2 protein-coding genes and 1 pseudogene are annotated in these 2,891 nt (G+C 71.9%); all 3 read left to right on the top strand.

The window, feature by feature from the left end:
• Window positions 1-6: 6 nt before the first annotated feature.
• Window positions 7-114, top strand: a pseudogene (locus tag ACIQ7D_RS37440) (KR domain-containing protein); the annotation flags it as partial.
• Between the two features lie 24 nt (window positions 115-138).
• Window positions 139-1,005, top strand: coding sequence for a phosphopantetheine-binding protein (locus ACIQ7D_RS37435; RefSeq protein WP_403945760.1), 867 nt, complete (start codon window positions 139-141; stop codon window positions 1,003-1,005).
• An 85-nt stretch (window positions 1,006-1,090) separates the two neighbouring features.
• A partial coding sequence (locus tag ACIQ7D_RS37430; RefSeq protein WP_403945758.1) for a type I polyketide synthase occupies window positions 1,091-2,891 on the top strand: 1,801 nt, incomplete at its 3' end.

Genomic DNA, 2,891 nt, shown 5'->3' with positions numbered 1-2,891 from the left:
GCTGGTGTGTTGGGTGGGGCGGGGCAGGCGAATTATGCGGCGGGGAATGTTTTTCTGGATGGGTTGGCGGCGTTCCGGCGGTCGTGTGGGTTGCCTGGTGTGTCGGTTGCGTGGGGTTTGTGGGAGCAGCGTTCGGTGATGACGGAGGGACTCGACGACACCGACCTCACCCGCATCGCCCGCATGGGCGTCGTACCGATGCGCAACGACGACGGGCTCCGGCTCTTCGACGCGGCCTTGGAGTCCACGCAGAGCCTGGTGGTGGCGGCCGATCTGGACAGTCGCGCCCTCGGCACGGCCGATGCGGACGCCCCGGTCCGGCCCATGCTCCGTGGCCTGACCGAGCGGCCGGTGCCACCCCGTCGCCGTACGACGGCATCCGCCGGAGACGAACCGCGGCCGGACGGTGCGCCGTTGGCACGCCGGCTCGTCGGACTCGGTGAGGGCGAACGCCGACGCGTGCTGCTGCGCACCGTACGCGAGCACGCCGCGACCGTACTCGGACACGGGTCGGCCGCGTCGATCCCTGTCGGGCAGGGCTTCCTCGACATGGGTTTCGACTCGCTGACCGCCGTGGAACTGCGTAACCGCCTCAGCACCGCGACCGGACTACGGCTGCCCGCGACCCTCGTCTTCAACCACCCCGACGTCACCCGCCTCGCCGACCACCTCGGGGCTGAGCTGATGCCACCGGACACGGTCGACGACACGTACGCGACGCTGCGAGCTGAACTCGACGGGCTCGAAGCGACGTTGCAGGCCTCGGCCGCCGGCCCGGACGACGCCACCCGGACCATGGTGGTGACCCGGCTCCAGAACCTCCTGTCCCACTGGAGCGCCGCCTCGAACGGGAGCGCCGCCTCGAACGGGAGCGCCGCCCCGAATGGAAGCGCCGCCCCGGACGGCGCCGGTGGCGACGGGTCGGCCGACGTGGCCGAAAACCTGGAGTCGGCCGGGGCGGACGAACTCTTCAGCTTCATCGACCGGGAATTCGGCTCGCACTGACGGCGCCCCTCCCTCCCTGCCCTGGCGCCCTTCACCCCCCTATCACCCGCGCAGGTTCTGCACGCCCGCCCGACCCCCCGAGGTAGTGATGTCGGAACAGGAAAAGCTTCTCGGTTACCTCCGACGAGTGACGGCCGACCTCCATGAGGCCCGCGGCCGACTGCGGGAGCTGGAAACCGCGGCAGGCGAGCCGATCGCCGTCGTCGGCATGGCCTGCCGCTACCCCGGCGGCGTCACCACCCCCGAGGACCTGTGGCATCTGGTGCACGAGGGCACCGACGCCATCACGCCGTTCCCCGAGGACCGGGGCTGGGACACCGAAGCCGTCTACGATCCCGACCCCGACGCCCCCGGGCGCACCTACACGCGGGCGGGCGGCTTCGTCACCGACGTCGGGCACTTCGACGCGGGCTTCTTCGGTATCTCCCCCCGCGAGGCCCAGGCCATGGACCCGCAGCAGCGGCTGCTGCTGGAGACCTCCTGGGAGGCCGTCGAACGGTCCGGCCTCGACCCCTCCTCCCTGAAGGGGCGCGACGCGGGAGTGTTCGTCGGGGCCGGCCTGCCCGACTACGGGCCGCGGCTGCACGCCGTCGCCGACGGCGTGGAAGGACACCTCGTCACCGGCAGCTCCCCCAGCGTCGTCTCCGGACGCATCGCCTACACCCTCGGCCTGGAAGGCCCCGCGGTCACGATCGACACCGCCTGCTCCTCCTCCCTCGTCGCCCTCCACCTCGCGGTGCAGTCCCTGCGCCGGGGCGAATGCTCCCTCGCGCTCACCGGCGGCGTCACCGTCATGTCCACCCCCGGCACCTTCATCGGCTTCAGCCGGCAGCGCGGCCTCGCCCCCGACGGCCGCTGCAAGCCCTTCTCGGCGGCGGGCGACGGCTTCGGCCCGGCCGAAGGTGCCGGCATGCTCTGCCTCGAACGGCTCTCCGACGCCCACCGCGCCGGACACCCCGTCCTCGCGGTCGTCCGCGGCACCGCCGTCAACCAGGACGGCGCCAGCAGCGGGCTCTCAGCACCGAGTGGGCCCGCGCAGCAGCGGGTGATCAGGGCGGCGTTGGCGGACGCGAGGCTGTCGGCGGGTGAGGTGGATGTGGTGGAGGCGCATGGGACGGGTACGAAGCTCGGTGACCCGATCGAGGCGGGGGCGCTGCTGGCCACGTACGGGCGGGGGCGGGATCCGGAGCGGCCGTTGTGGCTGGGGTCGGTGAAGTCCAACATCGGGCACACCCAGGCGGCGGCGGGCGTCGCGGGTGTGATCAAGATGGTGTCGGCGTTGCGGCAGGGTGTGATGCCGCGGACCTTGCACGTGGATGAGCCGTCGCCCCATGTGGACTGGTCCACCGGTACGGTACGTCTGCTGACCGACCCGCTCGACTGGCCACGGGGTGACCGGCCGCGCCGCTTCGGCGTCTCCTCGTTCGGCATCAGCGGCACCAACGCGCACGTCATCGTCGAAGAGGCCCCGGTCCCCGAGGCCGCACCGCGGGAGCGCCCCACCCCCACGCGCGAACACGAACTGCCGCTCGCACCCTGGACGCTGTCGGCCAAGTCCGAGGCCGCACTGCGCGACCAGGCCGGTCGGCTCGCCGCCCACCTCGTACAGCACCCCGAGCACACCCTCGTGGACATCGGCCACAATCTCGCCACGACCCGTACCGCCTTCGACCACCGGGCGGTACTCCTCACTCCCGGGCTCCCGCACGCCATCGACCAGTTGACGCACCACGCGACCGGCAGGGAACCCACCGAACTCATCACCGGCAGCGCCCGCCGCGGCTCCGGACCCGTCTTTGTGTTTCCGGGTCAGGGGTCGCAGTGGGTGGGGATGGCGGTGGGGTTGTTGGAGGGTTCGGGTGTGTTTGCGGAGCGGTTCGCGGCGT

Origin of the sequence: Streptomyces sp. NPDC096310 (assembly GCF_044763125.1) — a bacterium.
GTDB lineage: Bacteria > Actinomycetota > Actinomycetes > Streptomycetales > Streptomycetaceae > Streptomyces.
Note: the sequence above shows the minus strand (reverse complement) of the source record. Positions and strands in the feature narration are given on the sequence as shown.